The following is an 18,095-nucleotide window of genomic DNA, read 5'->3' on the forward strand; positions in this document are numbered from 1 at the left end:
CGCGTGCGGCCGCTCGCCGATCCAGTGCACACGCTGGGGTTTTCCGGCCCCCTCATGGCCCCCAGGGCAGCGAGAGGAACCCCTCCGCTCGCGCGCTCGCCAGGCCGATCCTCGGGAGGTCGCTGGTCTTGGTGAAGAGGATGTAGCGGGGCTCCCACACCGGGCGGTACTTGGCGTTCGCGCGGTACAGGGACTCGATCTGCCACCAGCGGGAGAAGAACGTGAGGGTGGCGTGCCACAGGCGCAGGACCGGGCCGGCGCCGAGGCGGGAGCCGCGTTCGAAGACCGAGCGGAACATGGCGAAGTTGAGGGAGACGCGTTCGACCTTCAGCTCGGCCGCACGGAGGAGGAGTTCGACGACCATGAACTCCATCAGGCCGTTCTCGCAGCCGCGGTCGCGGCGCATCAGGTCCAGGGAGAGGCCCTGCTCGCCCCAGGGGACGAAGCTGAGGAGGGCGCGGGGGGTGTCGTTGGCGTCCCGGCACTCCAGCATCACGCAGCGGCCGTCCGCCGGGTCGCCGAGGCGGCCGAGGGCCATGGAGAAGCCGCGTTCGGTGGCGCCGTCGCGCCAGTGGTCGGCGCGTTCCATGAGCAGGGCCATCTCGTCCGCCGGGATGTCCTCGTGGCGCCGGATGCGGACCGTGTAACCGGCGCGGCGGACCCGGTTGTGGGCCTGGCGGACGACGCGCATCGCGCGGCCCTCCAGGGTGAAGTCGGCGATGTCGACGATCGCCTCGTCGCCCAGTTCCAGGGCGTCCAGGCCGTGCCGGGCGTAGACGGTGCCCGCCTCCTCGCTCGCGCCCATGACGGCGGGCGTCCAGGCGTGGCGCCGCGCCTCCGTCAGCCACGCGTCGATCGCACCGGGCCAGGCCTCGGGGTCGCCGATCGGGTCGCCGGAGGCGAGGCTGACGCCGCCGACGACGCGGTAGGTGACCGCCGACTTGCCGGTGGGGGAGAAGATCGCCATCTTGTCGCGGCGCAGGGCGAAGTAGCCGAGGGAGTCGCGGGCGCCGTGCTTGGCCAGCAGGCCGCGCAGCCGGGTCTCGTCCTCGGGGCTGAGCAGGCGGCGGCCGCGCGGGGAGCGGAAGCCGGCGTAGAGGACCAGGCAGAAGGCGGCGGCGAGGAGGATGTTGATGATGATGTCGGTCCAGCGCGGGGCGTGCACCGCGGTGACGTGGTCGGCGAGCGGGCCGACGCTGACGCCTCTCAGGAGGGTGTAGGCGATCTCGTCGGTGAGGGTGGCGCCGGGGAGCTTGTTCGTGGCGTGCACGAGGAGCGTGCCCAGCCCGCCGGTCACCAGGACGCCGCCGGCGCCCACCGCCAGCGCCGTCTTCGGGTTCGACGGGTCGCCCACCGCGCTGAACTCCCGGCGGCTGATCAGCAGTGCGGCCACGAAGAGGCCGGTGACGGCCGCCGAGACCCAGTTGAAGAAGTGGGCGCGGTACTCGTGCTGGGTGAGGGCGAGGACGTAGAGGGCGAAGAGCGGGGCGGACAGGAGTAGGTTGACCACCCAGGCCGCGCGCTTGCGGCGGCGCATCACCAGGACGAAGAAGATGGCGAGCGCGGCCGAGACCAGGCCCGCCGTGGCCAGGTACGGGGTGAAGAACTGGCCGGAGTGGTGCGCGTGCTGCCGGTGCAGGTGCAGAGTGATACGGCCGTTGTTGTGCTCGTCGACCTCCTGGCGGAAGGGGAGCGACATCACCGCCACTATGTTCAGTACGGCGATCACACGCAGGTACCAGACGGTGAAGTCGGCGGCCCGCCTGTGCAGTGCGCCGCCGGACGCGCCGGTGGGGGCGCGCAGGGCGGCGGAGACGCGGGGCGGGATCAGGGCCGACAGCTGTGCGGGCATGGGGACCGGTCACCTTGGGGACGGGGTGCGGGTTGACGGAGGGCTGACCCTACAGTCTGTAGGGTAACTGTGGGAGACGCGGGAGCGGTCCAGCGTCGTACGGAATACGGTGTGAAAGGGCGTTCTGTTCTTACGGACGTGCGGGAGCCTGAGCCCGTTCCCGTTCCGCCCGCCGCCGGGCCGCCAGCATCCATGCCAGGTTGCCGATCGCCGCCCCCGCCAGCACCGCGGCGACGATCACCCCGCCGGTCGCCAGCCCGTCGCTGAACAGGTGCGGGCGCCGGTCGAGAGCCTGCAGGCCGAAGCCGGACAGCTCGTACACGCCGACCGCGGCGACCAGCAGGCTCGCCACCAGCACCGCCACCGTGGGGGCGAGGCTGCGCCGTGCCTCCTGTGTGTCCGTGCCCTGCATGAGTACCCCCGTGAGCTGACGAGCCGCCGTGGCCGATGGGGAACCTACAATACGTAGGGTCCGGATAGCCTCAGGACGTGCGTATTTACATCAGCGTGGACATGGAAGGCATCACCGGGCTGGTCGACCGGGACGATGTGCAGCCGGGCGGCCGGGACTACGAGCGCGGCCGGTCGATGATGGCCGAGGACGTGAACGCGGCGGTCCGCGGGGCGGTGGCCGCCGGTGCGACCGAGGTGCTCGTCAACGACGCCCACGGGCCGATGCGGAACCTGCTCCCCGAACACCTGCACCCCGCCGCCCGCCTGGTGCGCGGCAAGCCGAAGAAGATGATGATGCTGGAGGGGCTCACGGCGGAGCACGACGCGGCGATATGTGTCGGATACCACTCCCGGGCCGGTGCCCTCGGTGTGCTGAGTCACAGCTTCATGGGCCACGAGATCGAGGACATCTGGCTGGACGGGAGGCCCGCCGGGGAGATCGGGCTCGCGCACGCCACTGCCGCGGCCCTCGGCGTTCCGGTCGTGGCACTCACGGGTGACGACGCGGCGTGCGCCGAGATGACGGCCTGGGACGAATCGGTGGTCACCGTGCCCGTGAAGTACGCCCGGGACCGGTTCGCCGCCGAGCTGCGCCCGGCGGAGGAGGCTCGCCGGGCGATCGAGGAGGCGGCCGTGGCGGCCCTGGCGCCCGTGCCGAAGCGGCCCGCCGCGCCCGAGGGCGAGTCGGTCCTCGCCGTGCGCTGGCAGTCCGCCTCCGTGCCCGCCGTCCTCCTCGGTATCCCCGGGGTGACGGCCGTGGACAGCCGTACCGTCCAGGCCCGTGGCCCGCTTCCGGCCCTCTACCGCCAGTTCGGCGTCTGGATGCGGGTCGCCTCCTCGCTCACCAACCAGCCGCCGTACTGCTGACCCCGTACCGCGGGCTCAGCCGAACCGGCCGGCCACGTAGTCGGCCGTGCGCTGGTCCTGCGGCGAGTTGAAGACGGCCTCCGTGGCGCCGTGCTCGACGATGCCGCCCGGGGTGCCCTGCTCGGCCAGGAAGAACGCGCACTGCTGGGAGACGCGCGCCGCCTGCTGCATGTTGTGCGTGACGATGACGATGGTCACCTGGCCGGCCAGGTCCTGGATGGTCTCCTCGACGCGGCGGGTGGAGGTGGGGTCCAGGGCCGAGCACGGCTCGTCCATGAGGAGGACCCGGGGACGGACCGCCAGGGCCCGCGCGATGCACAGGCGCTGCTGCTGGCCGCCGGAGAGGGCGCCGCCGGGCTGGCGGAGCCGGTCGCGGACCTCCTTCCACAGGCCGGCGCGGGTCAGGGACTCCTCGACCAGCACGTCCTTCTCCCGGCGGGTCGCCTTCATGCCGGTCAGCTTCAGGCCCGCCACCACGTTGTCGTAGATCGACATCGCCGGGAACGGGTTCGGCTTCTGGAAGACCATGCCGATCCTGCGGCGGGCGTCGGTCAGCCGCCAGGACGGGTCGTAGATGTCCTCGCCCTCGAAGAGCACCTCGCCGCCGAACTGCGCCGACGGGATCAGCTCGTGCATCCGGTTGAGGGTGCGCAGGAACGTCGACTTGCCGCAGCCGGACGGGCCGATCAGCGCGGTCACCTCGCCCGCGGGCATGGTCAGCGACACCTGGCTGAGCACCTGGTGGGAGCCGAACCAGGCGGAGACCGCACGGGCTTCGAGCGTGGCGGGCGCGGGGCCGTCCACCACGGCGGTGGCGGTGGGGAGTACGGCGGTGTCGGTCATCTCGGCGTTCTCGGCGGTAACAGCAGTCACGGCGATCTCGGCAGTCTCGGTTGTTTCAGTCACTTGGGTTGCTTCAGACACTTCACTCACCTCGGTCACAGCAGGTTCGGCAGCAGTTCGGTGGTCCGCGTCGCGACCTGGAGGCCGAGCACCGCGACGACCGGGGCGAAGACGATCCACGTCTGGTGGCGGCCCCAGCGGTGCCAGGTCCAGACGGCGGCCACGGCGGTGAGGAGCAGCGCCTGCAGCCACATCACGAGCGGCCACGGCACCCCGGAGGGCCGGGCCAGCGGTTCCTCGGAGCTCGGCAGGGTGCCGGCCCGGATCACGGCCGACGGGGTCTGGAACGGCGCGGAGACCAGGTCGGCGTCGACGCGCAGGACCCCGGAGGGCATGTACCTGGCACCGGTGGCGGTGATGAGGACGATCCGGCTCTTGCCCGAGGCCAGCGCCGTCGGCGCCGGGTCGCCGGCCCGCCGTACGTCGATGACCTGGAACTTCGCCTTGCCCTGGCCGGTGGTGACGGAGAACGTGTCACCGGTGGCGAGCTGGGAGAGCTTGCCGAACGGGCCGCCGTACGCCGCCGCCCGGCCCATCAGCACGCTGGTGCCGGCCTGGCCGGGCATCGGGGTGTCCCGGCGGTGACCGGGGCCGTCCGTCGTCACGGAGGAGTCGGTGCCCTCCAGGACGACCTGGCTCAGGCCCAGCTTCGGTATGTCGACGATCGCGACCGGCGTGCCGGGCGCCAGGAGCTTGCCGTCCTGCCCGGTCTGCGCCACCGGGGCGGTGCCGAGGGCCAGTTGCTCGCGCAGCTGGTCGAAGTCGGCGTGCTGGGCGGAGTGTTCCTGGGCGCCGCTGAACACCAGCAGCTGGGCGGTGATGCCGAGCAGCAGGGCGGCGAGGCTGAGCAGTCCGCCGCGCGAGAGGTGGCGGACGAAGGTGAGGCTGCGGACGGGCCTGCGGGGCACGGCCGGAGCCAGGGTTTTCGGTGTCGGTACGGCGACGGTCATGGCGGCCCGCCTCCTTCGAAGAATGAGTGAGGGGCCGCCGGGAGCCGAACGAGGCTCCCGGCGGGCCCGTCAGACGGTCACTTGCTGGTGATGGTGAAGTTGGCGCCGGTCTTCGAGTTCACGGTCGAGGAACCGACGTAGAAGGCGTGCAGGGTGTGCTTGCCCTTGGCCAGCTTCGGCAGGGTGATGGTGACCTTGCCGCTGCTCAGGGTGCCGGTCGCGATGACCTTGGTGCCCTGGTAGATGCGGACGGTGCCGGTCGGGGTGGTGCCGGTCGCGGTGACCTTGACGGTGACCTTGGCCTTGGCGGTGTGGCTCACCGAGGTCGGGGCGGAGGTGGAGACCGACGCCGTGGCCTTGGTGATCTTCAGGGAGACGGTCGTCGAGGACGAGTTCAGCGAGGAGCTGCCGCCGTAGGAGACCGACAGGGAGTGCGTGGCGACCTTGAGGTGGTTCGACAGGCCGATGGTGACCTTGCCGGACGAGTCCAGGGTGCCGGTGCCGAGGACGGTGGTGCCGTCCTTGACGGTGACCTTGCCGGTCGGCTTCACGCTGTGCGTGTCGGTGACCGTGACGGAGACCTTCGGGGTCTTGCCGTAGGCGGTGGTGGCGGCGGTGGCGGCCGTCTTGCTGGTGTACTTGACCGCGCCGGTCGAGGTGGCCTCCGCGCCCGTGCCGCTGAGGTTGTTGGCGGTGACCGTGGCGGTGTAGGTGCCGTTGGCCAGGCCGGTGAAGGAGTACGACGTGGTGGAGGCCGCGAGGTCCTTGGAGGCGACGACGGCGCCGTCCGCGTCCTTCAGCGTGACGCGGTAGTCGGTGACCGGCAGGGCCGGGACGATGGCGCTCGGGGTCCAGCTCAGCTTCAGGCTCGCGTCACCCGCGGTGGTCTTCAGGGTGGGCGCGGCGGGCACGCTCGTGTCGATGCCCGACCCTTCCAGGCCACCCTGCTTGACGTGCTTGTTGGCGAGGTTGATGAAGCCGTTGTAGGGCTCGTTGACGAAGCCGAAGGAGGCGATGACCTTCTCGGCGTCGTCGGAGGCCAGCGCGGCGGTGTGGCTGCCGCTGGTGACGAAGATGTCGTACAGGTCCTGGTCGAAGAAGATGCTGGTGGTGTCGACCTCGCGGGTCGGGACGACGTTGTAGACGTCGCGGCCGAAGGTGGGGTCCTCGTAGTAGTCGGTGACGGGCTTGAGCTTGCCGTTGACCGTCGTCACCGGGCTGGTGCCGCCGGCGCCGCCGTCGAACTGGATCGCGGCCAGGTGACCGCCGTTGGCCACGGAGGTCTTGGTGTAGTCGGGGGCGACGCCGTTGTTCTGGGCGATCCAGCTGCCGACCGAGAACGGGGTGAGGGCGCCGTCCTCGGTGAGCGCGGCGTTGCCCTGGTTCTCCTGGACGATCTGGACGCTCGAGGTGAGCTGGTCGTCCTTCAGGCCGATCGCGTTGAGGAAGAAGTTGCGGGTGCCCGAGTTCAGCTGCGGGAGCTTCGGGTGCACGGTCTGGCCGTTCACCGTGGTGAGCGTGCCGTTGTAGATGTCGTGCAGCTGCTTCACCGTCAGCGTGTCCAGCCCCGAGCCGCGCACCGCCACGCCGATGGCGTCCCGCGCCATGGGGATGAAGGTGAGCGCGGTGCCAAAGCCGGAGGGGGCGCCGGAGGAGCGGCCGAAGTCGATCTGGTTCGTGATGGCGACACCGGTACCGTCCGGCCACGACTCGCCGGTCAGCGACTTGGTCAGGGCCTTACGGCCGGCGCCGGAGCCGTTCGGGCGCGCGAAGGAGGGGCCACCCGTGCGGGTGGTGATCTTCGACGTGGTGGAGCCGGTGCCGGGCTCGATCGCGTCGTAGGAGGCGATGCGGGCACCGGAGGTCGCCTTCACGGCGGTGGTGGCGTAGCTGATGCCGTTGACGGTGTCGCCGGCGAGGGCGTTGAGGACGTCCTGGGTGGTGTCCGAGCCGACGCCGACCAGCTGGCGGAAGGCACCGGCGTCCGGGTCGGCGACCGCCGGGGTGGCGAGGGCGAGGCCGCCGGCCACCACGGCCGCGGCGACGAACGCCGCCGAAGAGCGCAGATTGCGCATCGAGAGTCTCCTGACGAGAGCTAGCTAGCTGGGTGTTGCCAGAGGATCTGGCAGGGTGGTACTGGCCGTCCGCCCCGACTGCCTTTCGGGGCGGGCGGCCGTCTGCGGGAGCACCGGGTGGTACTCCGGTCTGTGGGGAGCGCCGGGGGCGCCCGGGGGTTACGGGAGCAGTCGCCGCAGTCGGCGCGACAGCTCCGGCAGTTCGGGTACGACGGTCACGCTCCGCCCGCCGGGCAGCGGGAGGCGCAGCGGCAGCCGCAGCCGGTTGCCGCCCGCGTAGGGCGCACCCACCCCGGCGACCGCCCCGAGCGCGGCCCCGACCGGGACGGCGTACTGCAGCGGATTCGCCGGGTCGGCGGGGGTGTTGCCGGCCGCGGTGGTCTGCAGGGCCTTGCCGCCGTCGAACGACGCCGACGCGCTGGGCGAGGCGCTCGCGCCGGCGCCTCCGGCGCCCGTACCGGCGCCGCCACTCGTGCCGCCGTCGGCCCCGGTGGCGCCGGAGGGGCCGCCGCCCGAGGTGTCGGTGCCGCCGCCGTCGGCCGAGCCGCCGGAAGCGTCGGAGGTCGGCCCGGTGTAGTGGAGCAGCGCCTGGACCGCCTTGAGGGTCTGGGTACGGAGCTTCTTGGACAGCGGCGCGTAACCGGCCGGCAGGCGGCCCGGGTCGGCGCCGCTGACCTGCCCGGTGCCGGCCGCGTACTGCAGCAGGGCCGCGTAGTCCGTGCGGGCGGCGGACTTGATCTTGGCCGGCCGGACGGCCGCGTAGACCAGCTGGGCCAGCGGGTAGGCGTCCTTCGCCGTGGCGCCGGACGGGGTGATCTCGGCGACGTTCTTGCCGGCGGCGCTGTTCGCGGCGGCGGTCAGGGAGGCGGTGGTCGGCGCCACGAACTTGCCCGCGGCGTTGCGGAGACTGGCCGTCTGCAGGCCGTAGCGGGCCGCCGAGGCCGCGTCCGCGATCGTGATGACGAAGCGGGAACCGACCGTCTGCGGGCCGGTGCTCTTGAAGGCCGGCGGGCTGGCGAGCGAGTCCCAGCTCGACTTCCACAGGGTGTCGGCACGCCGGGCGTGCAGGGCGCCGGCGTGCATGTCCTCGACGTACGGGTGGAAGTCGGTCATGCACTGCTTCTGCGTGGCGCCGCTGCCGGGCGGGATCGTGCACCACGGGTCGCTCTTCGGGTACTCGTCGAGGTTGGACGGGTCGAAGGCGAAGCCCGTCGGGTTCAGGTCGGCGTTGGTGCTGTAGTACGGGTTGACCCGCATCCCGTCGTCGTCGGGGACGCCGGCGAGGAACTGCCGGGCGTCCTTGTCGGCGAAGATCCACTGCCAGACGGCGCGGGCGGTGTCGGAGTGGCCGAGCGCGGTCATCAGATCGGTGTCGGTGGACGGCGTCTCGGAGACCGAGAAGTACGCGAACTCCGGGTTGAGCGCGACGAACTCGGGGTCGCTCGCCAGACCCGCCGGGTTGTTCCTCGCCCAGCCGTAGCCCTTGGCGGCGGTGCCGCTGATCACGGCTCCCCAGGGCGAGCTGCGGTACGACTCGGTGAGCAGCTTGGCGACCAGGCGGGGTGTCAGCTTGATCGACCCGACCTTGGTGCCGGCGAGTCTGTCGACCGACTCCGGTGCGCCGGCCTTCGGTCTGCGCTCGATGGTGAAGCCGATCACGGCACCGGAGAGGGCGACCGGCGCGTACGTCGTGGTGTCCGAGGGGGCGGCCGAGCTCGCGTCGGCCCCCAGCGCGCGGGTGGTGAAGGCGAGTCCGGAGGAGCCGTCGTTGCTCAGCCGGGACCGGGCGTCGGGCTCGCCGAGCTCGGTGTAGCCGAAGACCTTGCCGGACGAGCACAGCCGGGCCTGCCAGCTGGTCATCGCGTCGGCGACCAGCTCGCTGCCGGTGGTGGGACGTTCGTCGGCACCGAGGGCGCAGTTGGTGCCCACGCTGTTGAAGTCCAGCTTGATCGCGACCCGGTTCGCCCAGTTGGTGGAGGAGACCGGGGAGCCCGCGTTGACCTGGCTCTGGTCCGCGTACGGCTTGCCGTCCAGGTCCAGGTGGCCCTGCGGGACGATCACCAGCCAGCATGAGCGGGGCTTGGTGACGCCGCCGGTGGTGACGGGCTCGCCGCAGCCGAGGTGGGGCGCCTCGTTGGCGGTCTGCACCTCGAAGTACTCCTGGCCCGTGCCGTTGGCGCTGGTGCGGGCGAAATCGATCTCGTTGGTGGTGTTGTAGTTGAAGAACTGGTTGTTCTGGGTGTGGGTGGTGACGGTGGTGCCGTCGACCGGCTTGAAGGGGACCTCGCCCGGCGCGTTCGGGTTGGCTGCGCCGTACCGGTTGTCCTGGCCGTAGTTGGTGGGGTCGGCGCTGTAGAAGACCTGGCGGGTGTCGTCGTAGGCGTTGCCGGGCCAGCTGGTGCGGTCGGTGGTCGGGGAGCCGCCGTACTGGCACTGGGTTCGCGCCGGGCCCGGGTTGGACGGGACCGTGCCGTCGTCGTCGCCCCAGCACTGCATGATCTGCACGAAGTCGGTGTTGAACTGGGTGCCCGCGAACCTGGTCGGGGTGCCGCCGGTCCAGCTGACCGTGACGGCCTGGCTGGTGAGGTCCTTGGTCTGCGAGACCGTGAACTTCATGTCCTTGAACTCGCCGCGCCCGGAGACGGTCACGGCGGAGTCGGTGGCCGCGGCGGCGGTGGGAGCGGTCTGGGCGACCGCGAGTCCGGCGAGGGCGCCGACCGTGGCGCCGGCGAGCAGGCGTATCAGCGCGTTGCGTACACGGGTGCGTCTCATCGCGAACTCCCGTCCTCGGAGCGACCGTTGCCGTTGTGGGTTCCGTTGCCGTCGGCCCTGCTGCCGACCAGGCGGGAGATCACCGAGGGCAGCAGGAGCAGGCCGAAGACCAGGACCGCGGCCAGCAGCATCAGCGTCTGGGTGCCGGTCCAGCCGTGTGCGGTGGCCACGGCGACGGGCTGGGCCAGGGCCACCGTTCCATTGGCGCCCGCGCCGGTCCCGCCGGAGGCCGAACCGGTGGTGCCGCCGGGGGAGATGGTCTGACCGGTGTCGGGATCGACGGAGGGCTGGCCGCTGTTGCCGCCGGCCGAGCCGGTGCCGCCGCCGGTGGAGCCGCCGGCGGTGCCGGTGCCGGTGGCGCCGGTCGATCCGCCGGAGGAACCGCCGCTGCCGTTGCCGGAGCTGGTGGTTGCGCCGCCGCTGCCGGTGGTGCAGGGGGCCGCACCCTTCTTGTCACAGGCGGCCGGGTAGGGCGCGGTCTGCGCGAGTCTGTTCTGGCCGGTGGTGGTGAAGGTCGGGTTGTTGCAGTTCTTGATGTTGATGTTCTGCGCATGCACGCCCGGAATCCGGCGGATCTGGTCGAAGCCGGCCTGGACGAGGTTGATCGGGAGCGGCGAGTAGCCGAGGTTCGGCGCCTGCTGCTGGCCCTGGCACATGAAGTAGTACGAGAACGCGCCGAGCGTCTTGCCCTTGGCCTCGGTGAAGGTGCCCTGCACCTTCAGCGGCAGGATCATGTACGAGTAGCTGGACAGCGGGTAGTTGCGCTTGTCGGAGTCGTTGTAGACGCCGTCGAGCTGCTGGGTGAGGTAGTCCGCCGAGTTCTTGTCGGTGTTGATCCTCGCCTTGAGAAGGGAGACCGCCACGTTCTGCGGGGTCGGCTCGGTGTAGTAGCCCGCGTGGTTCAGGACCTTGGCGACCGGGTAGTGCGCGTTGCGCGCGTACGAGTAGTTGACGTACCCGATCGCGCCCTCGCCGTAGTTCTGGGCGACGTAGCCGGCGACACCGAGGTCACCGGACTGGGCGATCATGCCGGAGACGGTGGGGTAGTACGACGTCTGCCCGCAGGATCCCGCGCGGCCGACCTTGGCGCAGTAGGCGTTCCACAGGTCCCGGTGCTGGTTCACCATCCACATCGTGAACTGGGCGGTGGAGCCGGAGCCGTCGGAGCGGACGACGGGGACAATGGTGCGGTGGGGGAGCTGCAACCCCGGGTTGTCGGCCTTGATGACCGGGTCGTCCCAGGTCTTGACGACCCCGGTGAAGATCTTGGTGACCACGTCGCCGGAGAGCCGGAGGTTGGTGACCCTCTTGCCGTTGACCGTGAGGTGGTACATGAACACCGTGCCGCCGGCCACGATCGGCATGTAGGCGTACGAACCCTTCGCGGGGCGTTCGGCCGCGCTGCCGTCGGTGGGGTGCGTCTGGAACGGGATGTCGGAGACGGCGAAGTCGACCGTGCCGGAGAGGAACTGGCGACGGCCGTCCGACGAACCGCCACCGGCGTAGCTGATGCGCATGCCGTTCTTGTTGACGTCGCGCCGCCACTGGTCGATGGCGTTCTCGGCCCAGGTGGAGCCGGCGCCGGCGATGGGGGTGTAGCTGTCGGCGACGGCCGGGGTACCGGCGAGGGTGCCGAGGATGCCTATCAGTGCGGCCAGGATGCCCAGCCGTCGGAGGGCGTTGATGACTTGGCTGGACATCAGTGACTGTCTCCTGTAGCAGGATCTGTGTTCCCACCCGCACCACCCGTGCGGGTTTCGTTGTCGGGTGCGGGTGGCCCCTGTGGGGGGCCTTCGCCGTCGGCGGGTGCGGGTGCGTTGTCTTGGGGGGACTGCTCGCCGTCGTCGGCTGCGGGTGCGTCGGGGCTGGGCGCGCTCCGCGGCGGAGCCGCTGATTGATGCAGCCCCGCGTCCCTTTCGGGGCGCTCGGTGTGGCCGTGGCCTTCAGAAGAACCGGTCTGTGCGCTGCTTTCGGGGCGCTCGGTCCCGCCGTCGCCCTCAGAAGAACCGGTCTCGAACAACTCCAGTCCCGGCGTGTGGAGTTCCGCGAACCTCGTCACGTCCCGGCGGGAGGCGCGGGCCGCCCGCCTCGCCTGGCGCTTGTTCTGGTGGCCGGGGCCGCGGCCGCCGATCACGCGGGCGATCACGAAGAGGATCAGGACCAGCGCCATCAGGACCGCCGCCGCGCCGAAGCCGCGCGCGATCATCGTGGGCTCGGGGGACTTGACGAAGTTGAAGACGGCCAGCGGAAGGGAGATCATCGGGTCGTTCGTCGGATCGGTGTTGAGCGCTGCCGTGAAGCCTGCCGTGAGCAGGACCGGGGAGGTCTCGCCGATGCCGCGGGCGGTGCCGAGGATGACGGCGGTGGCGAGGCCCGAGCGGGCGGTGGGCAGGACCACGTGCCAGACCGTCCGCCAGCGTGGGGCGCCGAGCGCCTCGGACGCCTCCGTGAGGGTGCCGGGGACCAGACGCAGCACGACGTCCGCCGCGCGGATCACGATCGGCAGCATCATCACGCTGATCGCGAAGCCCGCCGCCAGACCCGACTTCTGCATCCCGAGGTTGAGGATCCAGACGGCGTAGACCATCAGGCCGGCCACGATGGACGGCAGCGCGGTCATCGCCTCGACGATCGTGCGGACGAACCGCGAGAAGCTGCCGGGAATCTGGTTGAGGTACACCGCGCAGGCCAGGCCCAGTGGCACCGTGATCGCCAGTGCGATGGTGATCATCTCGAGCGTGCCGAGCATGGCGTGCGCGATGCCGCCGTTGGTCAGCGGGTCGAGCGGGCCGGCCGCCTGCATGTCCTGGGTGAAGAAGTTGGCGTGCGGCAGGGCCTCCCGGCCGCGCCACGCGGTGAAGCCCACGACCATGGTGAGCGCGGCGAACATCAGGCCGCCCGCCGACCACAGGACGACGGTCATCACCCGGTCCCGTACCGCCTGCCCGTCCTCCTCAAGGCCTGTCAACACCGCGTAGATACCCAGGAAAGACAGGTAGGCGGTGACGAAGAACCCCAATGCGCCGGAGAACGGCGCGAGCTCGCCGAAGAGGAGGACGGCCACGCACAGCCCGGAGGCGGCGGCGCCGAACACCGACAGCACACCGGAGCGGGTGACCCCGCCGATCCGGCGCGGCAGGTCGGGAAGCGCGGCGACCGCGGTGTCCGGAGCGGTGTCCGCGCCAGTGCCCTCGGCGGCCTTCCCGGGGGTGTCCTGCGGGGCGTCCTGGGGAGCGCCCTTCTCAAGGTCTACGACGGTCATCGTCAGGCCTCGCTCTGTGCGCCGGACCGTGACCGCGCCACGATCGAGGAAGCGGTGAAGTTGACCGCCAGGGTGAGCAGGAACAGCGCCAGGCCCGCCGCCATCAGCGCCGACATGCCGAAGGTCGAGGCATCGCCGTAGTGCAGGGCGATGAGGGAGGAGACGGAGTTCGAGCCCGTCTGCAGGATGTGCGGCTGGATGGTGAAGACCGGGGAGATGATCAGGTAGACCGCGATGGTCTCGCCGAGCGCCCGGCCCAGGCCCAGCATCGTGCCGCCGATGATCCCGCCCATGCCGTACGGCAGTACGACCGCGCGGATCATGCCCCAGCGGGTGGCGCCGAGCGCGTAGGCACCCTCCCGTTCACCCGCCGGCGCCTGCGCGAACACCTCGCGCATCACCGAGCACTGGATCGGCGCGACCATCAGGGCCACGACGATGCCGGCCACGAACGTGGAGGCGGTGTAGACGCTCTGGGAGGCCAGCGGCTCGCCCGGCTGGGTGCCGTCGACGTGCAGGAACGGGATCCACCCGAACCAGTCCGACAGCCAGCGGGAGAGGCCGATGACGTGCTGCTGGAGGAAGAACAGGCCCCACAGGCCGTAGACCACGGACGGCACGGCGGCCATCAGGTCGACCATGGAGACGAGCGTGCGGCGCAGCGGGCGGGGTGCGATGTCCGAGATGAACAGCGCGGTCCCGAGGGCCAGCGGCACGCTGATCGTGACGGCCACGGCGGCGATGAGCAGGGTGCCGGTGAGCACGGCCGCGATGCCGAAGCGGTGCACGTCCGGCTGCCATTCGGCGGTGGTGAGGAAGCCCCAGACCCCTCTGGTTCGCAGCGCCTGTCCGGCCCGGAGCAGCAGGAACAGCCCTACGGCAGCCATGATGGCGAGGACGATGACGCCGGAGGCCGTCAACTGGACCCGGAAGATCCGGTCCCCGAGCCCCCGGGCGGCCGACAGCTGCCTGGGCACGGGTCTTTCGGATTCCGCCCCTGCGGAACCCTTGAGCGCGGACACCACTGTGCCCCCCCTATACGGAAACGAATTGCCCCCTACACGGCTCCAACGGGTTGCCGCGCGGGTTGAGTCAATGGCCGGTTCCTTGCGCACCAACGCGTCGAAGATGGAGAGCAGGTGAACTGTTCATGCCATTTCAGTGGGGGAGATGTGGGTGCCTGTGTACTGGAGGGTCAGGCGGGACGAGATCCTTCCGGCACCCGTGCCGCCCAGGAGGCGGGCGGGCAGGGCGAGTTCGGTCAGGTCGTCGTTCGTCCGGGTGGGACGGGGACAGTCGTACCACCCCTGTGGCCGGGCGTGGCCGGGCGTGGCCGGATGTGGCCGGATGTCGCCGGGCGTGAAGAACCGGGGACGGGGTTCAGTCGCGGGCCGCGCGGTCCAGGGCGCTCTTGGCGGCCTGCTCGTCCTGTCCGAGCAGCGCCTTCTCCAGGCTGTGGTCGTCGTGCCGGGAGAAGCGCTCGCCCTCGGCGACGTCCTCCTTGCTCAGCACCCGCCCGCACCACTCGCCCTGGTCGCCGGTGTGGTCGTCGAAGGGCACGGCCCCGCCCTCGCCCAGGACCGCCCAGCCGCCCTCGTGCCAGCGCAGGGCCAGCAGATAGGTGTGGCCGACCTGGAGGCGTGGCGCGTCGGTGGCCATCTCGGCGACGCGGGTGCCGCTGGACCGGTAGACCTCCCAGCCGGGGGCGACCAGGTCGAAGGCGGAGCCGAGGGTGTGCCGGGGCGAGGCGTGCGACCACAGTGTGCTGTCGGTCCGGAAGCTCACCAGCCGGTCCGTCGCGTACGCCACGGCCCCCTTGGCGTACGTCCGCCGGTTCGTCTCCCGCTCCCCGGTCGGGCTGGCGACCACGACGTGGTCGGCGTACGACACCCAGTCCTTCGCGGTCTGCGACGGATACAGGTCCCCGGAGGTCCCGCACCCCGTCACCGACTCCAGCCCCGGCCGGCCGACCAGCACCCCCGCGACGACGCCGACGGCGGCCAGCAGCGCGGCGAGCGGCCGCACCGGCCCGCGCCGAGGCATGGCGAATCGTTCCCTCATGATGGCGAAGCCCCCCGTGTTCCCCGTCTCCCCTGTGCGGCGGCGGAGGTGGTCGGCGCCCGCCGGCCGCGTTGATCACTTTAAGCACGACCGAACGAAAGTGAACAAGGATCACCTTGGCCCGGCACAGAACTGTGACGCAGGCCCGGGGCGAGGGCGGGCGGGCGGCTCAGCAGCCCTCGCGGGTCGCGGCGAACTCCAGCCGGGCGTGGTCGTCCGCGGCCAGGGCCTCGCCGTAGACCGAGCTGCTGACCTGGTACCAGACGTCGTCGCGCCGCTTGTCGCCGTTCACGTCGTCCAGCTCCACGCACCACTTCTCGGTGCGGACGGTCCTCCGGTAGGTTTCGGTGCCGCGGTGCACCTTGGTGCAGGACCGGTACCGCTCGGTCGTGTACCAGGTCCTGGTCTTCCGTCTGCTGCCGGTCCCGCTGCTGGAGGTGTGCCGGACCCGGTGCGTAGTGGTGGCGCACGTCCTGACCAGGCGGGGGCGGGTGGCCCGGGTGGTCTTCGCGGTGATGTGCCGGACGGTGTCCTTCAGCCCGTGGACGGTGTCGTCCTGGGCGGACGCGGTGCCGTTGCCGACCCCGTTCCCGTTGTTCCCGTTTCCGTTCCCGCCCCCGGAGCACGCGCCGAGCGTGCCGATCAGAATCGCGATGGCTCCGCTCACCATGAGCTGCTTTCCGAACATGAATCCCCACCCTTGAGAACCGTGCCGATCACCGCCTGGTGATCGCGCCGATTCTGCACGAGCCCCGGTGCGGGGGCGGGGCGGGACAGGTATAGCGTCGCGCAGTGGACTGACCTGACCCGTTTCGTCCCCGACCGAAGGAGGGTGAGCCGGATGGCCGAGCTGACTGTGGGCCGGCTGCTGACGTCGTGGCAGCCGGACGTGCCCGCGCTGCTGCTGGTCGTGGCCCTGGGCGGGCTGTACGGCTGGGGTGTGCGGCGCGTGCGCGCCGGGGGCGGCTCCTGGTCGCCGGCCCGGTCCGCGGCCTTCGCGGTGCTGGGCCTGGGGGCGCTGGTCGTCGCGACGATGTCCGGCCTCGCCGTCTACGACCATGTGCTGTTCTGGCCCGCGGCCGTGCAGAACATCCTGCTCGACCTCCTGGCCCCGCTCGGCCTGGCCCTCGGCGACCCGCTGCGGCTGGCGGTGGAGGCGCTGCCGGCGGGCGGGGCGGCGCGGGTCCGCCGCGCGATGACCGGGCGCGTGGTCCGCCTCCTGACCTTCCCCCTGGTCAGCACGGCCCTCGTCCTCGCCACCGAGCTGACGGTCTACTTCACCCCGTACTTCGCCACCGCGCTGCGCGTGGGCTGGCTGCACGAGCTGATGTACCTGCACCTGCTGGTGGCGGGCTGCCTCTTCGTCGTACCGGTCCTGACCCGCGAGGAGACCCTGCCGGCCTGGTGCACCCATCCGGTGCGGGCGGGCCTCGTCTTCCTGGACGGTGTGATCGACGCGGTCCCCGGGGTCGTCGTGATGACGCACGGCACGCTGATCGCCGGGGCGTGGTACCTGCACCACCACCCGTCCTGGGCCCCTGATGTCCGGCACGACCAGCAGATCGGCGGCGGCGCGATGCTGAGCATCGCCGAGCTGGTCGCCCTGCCGTTCCTGCTGGCGCTCCTGTTCCAGTGGGCGCGGGCGGAACGCGTCCAGACGGCGGCCCTCGACCGCCGCCTGGACGAGCAGCTCGCGGTGGTCCCCGCGGCCTCCCCCGCACCCACGGCCGGCACGGCTGCCGGCCCCGCCGCCCCCGCCGCCGAACGGGTCCGGCCCTGGTGGGAGACGGAGGAGAACGAGGTGGCCTCCAGGATCCGGCGGCAGCACGGCGAGAAGTGACGACCGGGCGCCTCCTCTCCGCCGGTGCCGACCCGCGCGGGGTCAGGCGGTCGCGAGGGACACCTCGGTCGCCTTGATCAGCGCCACCACCGGCGCGCCGGCCGTCAGGCCGAGATCGCCGGCCGCGTCCCTGGTGATCGCCGCGGTGAGGTCCTGGCCTCCGTCCACGGTGACCTTGACCGTGGCCATCGCCCCGCCGGTGGCCACGTCGCTGACCGTGCCGGGCAGCTGGTTGCGGATGGACACGCCCGGCACCCGGCCGGTGGCGAGCGCGACCTCGGTGGACTTGACCATCGCGCGTACGGCCGAACCCTCGGTGAGCCCCAGCTCCCGGACCGCCTCCAGGGTGATCGCGGCGGTGAGCTCCTGGCCGCCGTCGAGCCGGACCTTCACGGTCGCCATCACCTCGCCCGGGGTGACGGCGGTGACGGTGCCGGGGATCTGGTTGCGGATGCTCAGGCTCATGGCGGACCGCCTAACAAAGGGGGGGAAAGAGGTGGATGGTCGGGATTGTCCTGACGTCGACTCCACAAGTTAGCCGTTCGGGAGCGACGCGCCCGTCAGGAACCGCCCCCGGCCTGTTCGCCCGTCCCCCGGCGGTCCGCCTCGTCCCTGACCAGCAGGGTGAGCAGGGAGGCGACGGTGAGGCCGGCGCCGGCTTCGGCCGGGTGGCGGAGCACCCTGTCCGGGTCGATGCGGTACTGGTTGGTGCGGCCGTTGCGGGTGTGGGAGAGGTAGCCGTCCTGTTCCAGGTCCGCGATGATCTTCTGGACGGCGCGTTCGGTGAGCCGGCAGCGGGCCGCGATGTCGCGGATGCGGGTGTTGTGGTCGTCGGCGATGCTGGCCAGGACGCGTGCGTGACTGGTCAGGAACGTCCAGCCGGTGTGCGGCTCGGGAACTCCGTCGACTCCCACCATGGCGCACATCGTACGACTGTAGGTTCCCGCACACAAAAACACGAAAGATGATTCGCGTATGTGCTGACGGGTCCTGGCGGGTTCCGACGGGTCCGTGGGCATCCACCGGCGGGCCGGAGGCCGCCGTGCTGCGCACACCTCTG

General features: G+C 71.3%; 15 protein-coding genes. 2 read left to right on the plus strand and 13 right to left on the minus strand.

All coding sequences use genetic code 11. The annotated features are described in order from the left end of the window. Positions 1-52: 52 nt before the first annotated feature. Both ACZ4UV_RS14290 and ACZ4UV_RS14295 read right to left on the minus strand, forming a co-directional pair. Complete coding sequence (locus tag ACZ4UV_RS14290; RefSeq protein ID WP_467838037.1) at positions 53-1,852, minus strand: phosphatidylglycerol lysyltransferase domain-containing protein; 1,800 nt, start codon at positions 1,850-1,852, stop codon at positions 53-55. A gap of 130 nt (positions 1,853-1,982) precedes the next feature. Next, positions 1,983-2,264 carry a hypothetical protein gene (locus ACZ4UV_RS14295; RefSeq protein ID WP_351486265.1) on the minus strand — a complete coding sequence of 94 codons (282 nt, stop codon included), beginning with the start codon at positions 2,262-2,264 and terminating at the stop codon, positions 1,983-1,985. A 77-nt stretch (positions 2,265-2,341) separates the two neighbouring features. Here ACZ4UV_RS14295 and ACZ4UV_RS14300 point away from each other — a divergent pair, with 77 nt between their 5' ends. Continuing rightward, the gene (locus ACZ4UV_RS14300) at positions 2,342-3,172 is read left to right on the plus strand and encodes a M55 family metallopeptidase (RefSeq protein WP_451017177.1); all 831 of its coding nucleotides are present in this window, start codon (positions 2,342-2,344) and stop codon (positions 3,170-3,172) included. A gap of 15 nt (positions 3,173-3,187) precedes the next feature. Here ACZ4UV_RS14300 and pstB read toward each other — a convergent pair whose 3' ends face one another. The 9 genes from pstB to ACZ4UV_RS14345 form a co-directional block, all read right to left on the minus strand. Then, positions 3,188-4,015 (minus strand): phosphate ABC transporter ATP-binding protein PstB, encoded by an 828-nt coding sequence (pstB, locus tag ACZ4UV_RS14305; protein ID WP_467839353.1) that lies wholly within the window; start codon positions 4,013-4,015, stop codon positions 3,188-3,190. Between the two features lie 95 nt (positions 4,016-4,110). Continuing rightward, positions 4,111-5,025, minus strand: coding sequence for a sortase (locus tag ACZ4UV_RS14310; protein WP_451017178.1), 915 nt, complete (start codon positions 5,023-5,025; stop codon positions 4,111-4,113). Positions 5,026-5,102: 77 nt separating this feature from the next. Continuing rightward, complete coding sequence (locus ACZ4UV_RS14315) at positions 5,103-7,100, minus strand: Ig-like domain repeat protein (RefSeq protein WP_467838041.1); 1,998 nt, start codon at positions 7,098-7,100, stop codon at positions 5,103-5,105. Between the two features lie 159 nt (positions 7,101-7,259). Next, on the minus strand, positions 7,260-9,872 hold the full coding sequence (locus ACZ4UV_RS14320; protein ID WP_467838044.1) for a hypothetical protein: 2,613 nt from the start codon (positions 9,870-9,872) through the stop codon (positions 7,260-7,262). Continuing rightward, positions 9,869-11,572, minus strand: coding sequence for a phosphate ABC transporter substrate-binding protein PstS (gene pstS / locus ACZ4UV_RS14325; RefSeq protein ID WP_451017180.1), 1,704 nt, complete (start codon positions 11,570-11,572; stop codon positions 9,869-9,871). The genes ACZ4UV_RS14320 and pstS overlap by 4 nt, the downstream gene beginning before the upstream one ends. Continuing rightward, the gene (gene pstA, locus ACZ4UV_RS14330; protein ID WP_467838048.1) at positions 11,572-13,134 is read right to left on the minus strand and encodes a phosphate ABC transporter permease PstA; all 1,563 of its coding nucleotides are present in this window, start codon (positions 13,132-13,134) and stop codon (positions 11,572-11,574) included. The genes pstS and pstA overlap by 1 nt, the downstream gene beginning before the upstream one ends. A gap of 2 nt (positions 13,135-13,136) precedes the next feature. Continuing rightward, complete coding sequence (gene pstC, locus ACZ4UV_RS14335) at positions 13,137-14,111, minus strand: phosphate ABC transporter permease subunit PstC (protein WP_351486277.1); 975 nt, start codon at positions 14,109-14,111, stop codon at positions 13,137-13,139. 403 nt (positions 14,112-14,514) lie between these two features. Then, on the minus strand, positions 14,515-15,177 hold the full coding sequence (locus ACZ4UV_RS14340; protein ID WP_451017182.1) for a hypothetical protein: 663 nt from the start codon (positions 15,175-15,177) through the stop codon (positions 14,515-14,517). A gap of 187 nt (positions 15,178-15,364) precedes the next feature. Further along, on the minus strand, positions 15,365-15,883 hold the full coding sequence (locus tag ACZ4UV_RS14345) for a hypothetical protein (protein ID WP_451017183.1): 519 nt from the start codon (positions 15,881-15,883) through the stop codon (positions 15,365-15,367). A 153-nt stretch (positions 15,884-16,036) separates the two neighbouring features. Here ACZ4UV_RS14345 and ACZ4UV_RS14350 point away from each other — a divergent pair, with 153 nt between their 5' ends. Then, complete coding sequence (locus ACZ4UV_RS14350; RefSeq protein ID WP_451017184.1) at positions 16,037-17,035, plus strand: cytochrome c oxidase assembly protein; 999 nt, start codon at positions 16,037-16,039, stop codon at positions 17,033-17,035. Positions 17,036-17,077: 42 nt separating this feature from the next. On the opposite strand, the gene ACZ4UV_RS14355 is transcribed toward ACZ4UV_RS14350, so the two are convergent. Both ACZ4UV_RS14355 and ACZ4UV_RS14360 read right to left on the minus strand, forming a co-directional pair. Then, a complete protein-coding gene (locus ACZ4UV_RS14355; protein WP_451017185.1) occupies positions 17,078-17,500 on the minus strand; it encodes a TOBE domain-containing protein in 423 nt (140 codons plus the stop codon). Between the two features lie 95 nt (positions 17,501-17,595). After that, positions 17,596-17,952 (minus strand): MarR family transcriptional regulator, encoded by a 357-nt coding sequence (locus ACZ4UV_RS14360; protein WP_451017186.1) that lies wholly within the window; start codon positions 17,950-17,952, stop codon positions 17,596-17,598. Between the last annotated feature and the right edge of the window lie 143 nt (positions 17,953-18,095).

The sequence above is a fragment of the Streptomyces sp. NPDC028289 genome (assembly GCF_055565975.1).